This is a genomic window from Cobetia sp. (genome assembly GCF_983723665.1).
The window spans coordinates 1-6678 of the sequence record NZ_CFDJES010000146.1 but is presented as its reverse complement, the minus strand read 5'-3'; the positions used below and the strand labels follow the sequence as shown (position 1 = coordinate 6678).

Here is a 6678-nt window from a genome sequence, read left to right as displayed (position 1 = left end):
TCTGGCGCTTGATCGAGGAATACCGCATCAACTGCTTCTTCACTGCGCCGACGGCGTTTCGCGCCATGAAGAAGGAAGACCCGGAAGCCAGTCATATGGCCAATTACGACCTTTCCAGCCTGCGCAGTCTGTTCCTGGCCGGAGAGCGACTGGACCCGCCGACCTATCACTGGCTCGCCGATCTCCTGCCGGTGCCGGTCGTCGATCACTGGTGGCAGACCGAAACCGGCTGGCCCATCGCCGGCAACCTGCTGGGCCTCGACATGTTCACCGAAGGCAGCCGCGAGGTGAAGGCGCCGGTCGAGGCGCGTGCCGGTAGCGCCACCTGGCCGTTGCCGGGCTTCAATGTGCAGATTCTCGATGGCATGGGGGATGAGGTGCCCACGGGAGAGCAGGGCAATGTCGTGTTGCGTCAGCCGTTGCCGCCGGGCTGCCTGACCGGACTCTATCAGGACCCCGGACGCTTCCATGCTGCCTATCTTGCCGCCTACCCCGGCTATTACCTGTCCGGTGATGGCGGCTACTTCGATGAGCAGGGCTATCTGTTCGTGATGGGACGCATTGATGATGTCATCAACGTGGCGGGGCATCGCCTGTCGACGGGCGAGATGGAGCAGGTGCTTGGTGCACACGCCGCGATCGCGGAATGCGCGGTGATCGGCATCGAGGATTCGCTCAAGGGCGAGATGCCGTTGGGGCTGGTGATTCTCAAGGATGGCTGGCAGGGGGATGAAGCCAGCCTGTGCGCCGAGCTTGCCCAGCGGATACGCCAGGAAATCGGGGCCTTTGCCTCGCTCAAGGAGGTGCTGATCGTCGAGCGCCTGCCCAAGACGCGCTCCGGCAAGATACTGCGCAAGATGATCCGTCAGATCGCCGCGGGCGAGCAATACCAGGTGCCCTCGACGATAGATGACCCCTCAAGCCTGGAAGATGTGCGTGAGGCGCTGAGCGAGGCCGGCGTCGGTCAGGCGAGTGAGGCACGCAGCGCATGAACCGAAGCGCATGAACCGAAGCGCATGAACCGATGCAGTGATATCGCGGACGCATGACGCGGCTCGCGCTGCTCCAATAATGAAAAGCCCCCGCCATGAGACATGGCGGGGGCTTTTTTTCAGCAAGGCAGCATTTATTGCATCAGGTGCGTGCCACGACCGGATTGGCCATCTCGCGGCGTGCAAGCCAGGCAATGCTGATGACCAGCAGACCCGCCAGGCTCAACCAGCCGAACAGGGTACTGTCGGTCAGGCCCATCACCAGGTAGGCGATCAGCGAGACCGCTGCCCCCAGCAGGGCGTAGGGCAGCTGGGTCATCACGTGATCGATGTGATGGCAGCTGGCACCCGTCGAGGACAGGATGGTGGTGTCGGAAATCGGCGAGCAGTGATCCCCGAACACGGAGCCGGCCAGCACCGCGCCCATCATCGGCAACATCATGGCGAGCTCGGTGGCGGCCGCCATGTCACCGGCGATGGGCAGCATGATGCCGAAGGTGCCCCAGCTGGTGCCGGTGGCAAAGGCCATCAGGCCGGAAAGCACGAACAGCAGCATCGGCAGCCAGGTCGGAGACACGACGCCCTCGACCAGCGTGGCCAGGTACTGGCCGGTTCCCAGAGAGCCGATGATGCCGGTCAGCAACCAGGCGAAGACGAGGATATAGACGGCCGGCAGCATGGAGCTGGCGCCCTGGGCGATGGCGCTCAGGCTGCGACCAGCGCCCATGCGATGACGCAGCAGCATCACTACCGCGGCCAGCAGGCCGATGGCGCCGCCGATGATCAGCGACTTGGCGACATCCGTCAGCTCGAAGGCGCGAATCAGGCCGAAGGCCTCACCCTCGGCGGCCAGTGCGCTGGCGCCGGTCTGCACGATCATGAAGAAGGTCGCGATGACCAGCACGATGATCGGGATCAGCAGGTCCATGGGGCGGCCACGCTCGGACTCTTCCACGTGAGTGTTGCCCGGCGGATTGCCGCGCTTGGCATCGAAAAGCTCACCGTCGCGCGCCGCGATGGCATGACGGCGCATGGCACCGAAGTTGATGTCGAACCACGCCGAGGCGATCACCAGCACCAGCGCCGCAATCGCGTAGTAGTTGAGGGCGGACAGCTCGAGGAAGGCACCGAACGGGCTGACATCCGTGATGTGGTGGGTCGCCAGGATACCGGCGATCAGGCTGATGATGTAGGCACCCCAGCTGGAGATCGGCGTCAGCACGCAGACGGGCGCGGCGGTGGAGTCGATCAGATAGGCCAGGCGCGCGCGCGACAGCCCCTGACGATCGGTCAGCGGACGACAGATGTTGCCCACGGCCAGGCTATTGAAATAATCATCGATGAAGATGAATACCCCCAGCAGCACGGTCATCAGCTGCGAGCCACGGCGGGTCGTGACTCGTGCCCGCGCCCAGTTGCCGAAGGCACGGGTGCCGCCTGCCAGCGTGATCACGCCGACCATGGCTCCCAGTGCCAGCAGGAACAGCAGGATATAGACGTTCCAGCTGTTGAGGCTGGCCTCGGCAAGCTGACCGCTGTCCGGCATCTCGATGAAGACGGCAACCAGCTGCTGCCAGAGATAGTGCAGCGTGACGAGCGGCGAGAAATCATTCAGCAGCAGGGCGCCTGACACGATACCCAGCCCGAGGGAGAGCATGACACGACGTGTCAGTATTGCGAGACCGATGGCTATGATCGGGGCGAGCAGCGAAAGCGGGGACGCCGCGTAGCTGGTCAGTTCCATGTATCACCTGTAATCAAAGGCAGGCGCCGGGACAAAGCGCGCTACCGGGTGCCGTTATGGCGGTTATGGTGCGTGGGTGTCAGGGAGTTGCACCGCCTGATCGCAGCGCACACTCGCGGGATCGCCGTTGCGCAACGGCAACCGATGAGTCGCGAGCCTGCGCCCGACAAGTCCTGGGCCGCCACTGGCAGGCGGCGACTTCCGGAAGGGGGCGCATTATGCCCGAGCCAAACAAGACGTGAAACATTACCGTGTTCATCTAAAGTCTAGGTGGCAGTGAAAAACACCGCCGTTGCGCTATTTTTCCCCTAGAATTCGGGCGTAGAAGTCCGCTTTACAGTGGGCTCTTCTTGCTTATCCCCGTGGGATATGAAGAATGGCGCTCACCAAAGCATGTCGAGCAGCCCGATCGTAGTGGTTGCTCGCTGTCAGTCGCAGGAAAGCCATGGGCTTTCCGTTGCCCTGGCAGCGTCGACAAGACCAAAAACCCGCCAAAGCGAGACCGACATGTCGGAAACAACGTCCATCATTCCAGCGCCGATTCTGGCGTTGATCGATGCAGGCAATGGCCTGCTGTGGGGCAGTGTATTGATTTACCTGCTCATCGGAGCGGGTCTCTTCTTCACGGTCATGACCAAGGGTATCCAGTTCCGTTATTTCGGACATATGTGGAAGCTGCTGGCCACGTCTCGTCAGGGCAGCGAAGGCGGCATCTCTTCCTTCCAGGCACTGGCGACCTCTCTGGCGGCGCGCGTCGGTACCGGTAACCTTGCCGGTGTTGCCGTGGCGATTTCCCTGGGGGGCCCGGGCGCCATCTTCTGGATGTGGATGACGGCGCTGGTCGGCATGTCCACCAGCTTCATCGAGTCCACCCTGGCGCAGGCCTACAAGGTCTCCCACGATGACAACACCTTCCGTGGTGGCCCGGCCTATTACATCGAGAAGGGCCTCGGTCAGCGCTGGATGGCGATCCTGTTCTCCGTGTGTCTGATCATCGCCTTCGGTCTGGCCTTCAACTCAGTGCAGTCCAACTCCATCGCACTGGCCATGGAGCAGGCCTTCAGCGTGCCGCCGTGGATCATGGGGGTGGTGCTGGTCGTGGTCATGGTGCCGATCATCTTCGGTGGCATGAAGCGCATCACGCGTACCGCCGAGCTGATCGTGCCGCTCATGGCGCTGCTCTATCTGCTGCTGGCCATCTTCGTCGTGGCCATCAACATCACCGAGCTGCCGGCGGCGCTGGGCACCATCTTCCGCAGTGCCTTCGGCCTTGAGCAGGCCGCAGGTGGCGCGCTGGGTTACACCATCGCCCAGGCGATGATGAACGGCATCAAGCGGGGTCTGTTCTCCAACGAAGCGGGTATGGGTTCCGCCCCGAACGCCGCCGCGATGGCGACCACCAAGCACCCGGCGTCCCAGGGCTTCGTCCAGATGCTGGGCGTGTTCATCGACACCCTGGTCATCTGCACCGCGACCGCGGCCATCATCATCATGAGCGGCACCCTGGGCAACGATGGCGGCAATGACGGCATCCAGATCACCCAGGCAGCGCTGTCCTCACAGGTCGGTAGCTGGGGTGGCGGCTTCGTGGCCATCGCCATTCTGCTGTTCGCCTTCACCTCACTGGTGGCGAACTACTCCTATGGCGAGTCCAACATCGAGTACATCGCCGGCAAGAAGAACGCCAAGGCCGTCATCATGGTCTACCGCTTCGCCGTGCTCGGCATGGTCATGCTCGGTGCTGTCGCCAGCCTGAAGAACATCTGGAACTTCGCTGATCTGTCGATGGGCGCGATGGCCTTGATCAACCTGATCGCCATCCTGCTGCTGTCGCCGTTGGCCTTCCGTATCTTCAAGGATTACGACCGTCAGCATAAGGCCGGCAAGGAGCCGACCTTTGATCCGGAGCAGTTCCCGGAGCTCAAGGGCAAGGTCGATGCCAGCATCTGGAAGAAGTGACTCTGACACTCGCTTTCATTGCATGGATTTCATTGCATCGCTGTCTTTGCAACATAAGGGGCGCCGGGGGAGACTGACGGCCTGACCATCTGGCCAGATTTTCCCCGCAGGTACCTGTCAATGGCCGCGCATCGTGATACGATGCGCGGCCATTTTGCGTTCTGGCGACGTGAAAGCCTCGCGGCGGTTGTCAGTGAAGCATGTCGGCTGACGCATGCCTGCAACGCTCAATCGCTGCGACAAGGCGTCAAGGCCGATGTCAGGCCATGGCAGCTGATGTCAGAATCGACGACGCAAACCTCAACACGCTCGTGACAGGGTTCCCTCACCCCTGGACGACGGCTTTGATCCAAAAAGGACCTGCAATGCTACTCCTCTCGTCTGCCCAGACGCAGCGCGCACTCGTCGCCCTGGCCCTGTTTCACATCCTCATCATCACCGCCAGCAATTACCTGGTGCAGTTGCCGATGACCCTGTTCGGCTTCCATACCACCTGGGGCGCCTTCAGTTTCCCGTTCATCTTCCTGGCAACGGATCTGACGGTGCGTCTGTTCGGCAAGCATCAGGCGCGGCGCATCATTGCGCTGGTCATGCTGCCGGCGCTGTTGGTCAGCTACATGGTGTCGGTGATGTTTCAGGCGGGCAGCTTTGCCGGGGTAGAGGCACTGGCTGACTTCAATCTGTTCGTGGCCCGTATCGCGCTGGCAAGCTTCATTGCCTACGTGATCGGTCAGTTGCTCGACATTCAGGTGTTTGATCGTCTGCGTCGCAATGCCCACTGGTGGATCGCGCCGTTGGCGTCGACATTGTTCGGCAATCTCGCTGACACCTTTGCCTTCTTCTCGGTGGCGTTCCGCAATGGGCCCGATGCTTTCATGGCGGCTCACTGGGTCGAGATCGCCTGGGTGGATTACGCGATCAAGCTGGCCATCTCGATATTGCTGTTCCTGCCGATGTACGGATTGTTGCTCAATCGCCTCACGAACCAGTTGCTCAAACGCGGCCTGGTCGATGAGCGAGAGCCTGTCTGACATAAAACTGTCATATCATTTTCTCCCGTTTCGCCGTTGTCAGTCAGGGATATGGCGCCGGATTGTGCTAACGTTGCACAAACTGGAATGACGGGAGGGAGCCATGAAAATCGCTGCGGTGTACAGCATCAAAGGGGGCGTGGGCAAGACTGCTTCTGCCATCAATCTGGCGCATTGTGCCGCCAACAGTGGCCTGCGTGTGTTGCTGTGGGATCTTGATCCGCAGGCCGCTGCGACCTTCTACGTGCGTACCAAGCCCAAGCTCAAGGGCGGGGTCGAGAAACTGATCAGCGGCAAGCAGGACATGTCCCGCGTGATCCGTTCCACGGATTATCAGAACATGGATGTCCTGCCGGCGGAATTCTCCTACCGCAATCTCGACCATATACTCGAGGAAGAGAAGCGCACCCGACTGCGCAAGGTCCTCAAGCCGGTACGCGATGACTACGACCTCGTCATCCTCGATTGTCCGCCGAGCATTTCCAGTCTTTCCGAGCAGGTCTTCGCCTCTGCCGATACCCTGCTGGTGCCGATCATTCCCACGGTTCTGTCGCTGCGTACCCTGGAGCAATTGAACGCCTATCTGGCCGAGATCGATCTCGATGTGCCCGTCTGGCCGTTCTTCACTCTGGTGGATCGCCGCAAGACATTGCACAAGGATGTGATGGAATCGCTCAAGCAGGATTATCCGTTGCAGCTCAGTGGCTTTATCCCGTATTCCAGCGTGGTCGAGCGCATGGGGATCGAGCGCAAGCCCATCGGGACTTTCTCGCGCAACAGCTCACCGGCGGTCAGCTATCGCAGCCTGTGGCAGGAAATCGGCCAACGGCTGAGCCTGCTCAAGGAGCCGACGGTGGCGCCAGCGCCAGCCGCCAAGGCCGCTGAGGCTGAATCAACCGCCACCGCGCCTCAAGGTGCTGCCACCGGCAAGGCCAGCGCCAAAGGGGAAGCG

Annotated in this window: 5 protein-coding genes; 4 read left to right on the top strand and 1 reads right to left on the bottom strand. The window is 61.4% G+C overall.

The window, feature by feature from the left end; all coding sequences use genetic code 11:
- Positions 1-992 (top strand): AMP-binding enzyme (locus AC4FAH_RS12455; protein WP_490246126.1); only part of this gene is annotated, 992 nt, incomplete at its 5' end.
- Between the two features lie 142 nt (positions 993-1134).
- On the opposite strand, the gene AC4FAH_RS12450 is transcribed toward AC4FAH_RS12455, so the two are convergent.
- Complete coding sequence (locus tag AC4FAH_RS12450; protein WP_490246125.1) at positions 1135-2736, bottom strand: Na+/H+ antiporter NhaC family protein; 1602 nt, start codon at positions 2734-2736, stop codon at positions 1135-1137.
- Positions 2737-3243: 507 nt separating this feature from the next.
- On the opposite strand from AC4FAH_RS12450, the gene AC4FAH_RS12445 reads away from it, so the two are divergent.
- From AC4FAH_RS12445 to AC4FAH_RS12435, 3 genes are all read left to right on the top strand, one after another.
- Positions 3244-4695, top strand: coding sequence for an alanine/glycine:cation symporter family protein (locus tag AC4FAH_RS12445; protein WP_043332717.1), 1452 nt, complete (start codon positions 3244-3246; stop codon positions 4693-4695).
- 365 nt (positions 4696-5060) lie between these two features.
- The gene (locus tag AC4FAH_RS12440) at positions 5061-5726 is read left to right on the top strand and encodes a 7-cyano-7-deazaguanine/7-aminomethyl-7-deazaguanine transporter (protein WP_107334879.1); all 666 of its coding nucleotides are present in this window, start codon (positions 5061-5063) and stop codon (positions 5724-5726) included.
- A gap of 103 nt (positions 5727-5829) precedes the next feature.
- On the top strand, positions 5830-6678 hold an 849-nt coding region (locus AC4FAH_RS12435), incomplete at its 3' end, for a ParA family protein (RefSeq protein ID WP_490246124.1).

Excerpts from the sequence above, each read along its gene's own strand:
- AC4FAH_RS12450 (WP_490246125.1), bottom strand. The coding sequence starts at position 2,736 with ATGGAACTGACCAGCTACGCGGCGTCCCCGCTTTCGCTGCTCGCCCCG.
- AC4FAH_RS12445 (WP_043332717.1), top strand. The coding sequence starts at position 3,244 with ATGTCGGAAACAACGTCCATCATTCCAGCGCCGATTCTGGCGTTGATC.
- AC4FAH_RS12440 (WP_107334879.1), top strand. The coding sequence starts at position 5,061 with ATGCTACTCCTCTCGTCTGCCCAGACGCAGCGCGCACTCGTCGCCCTG.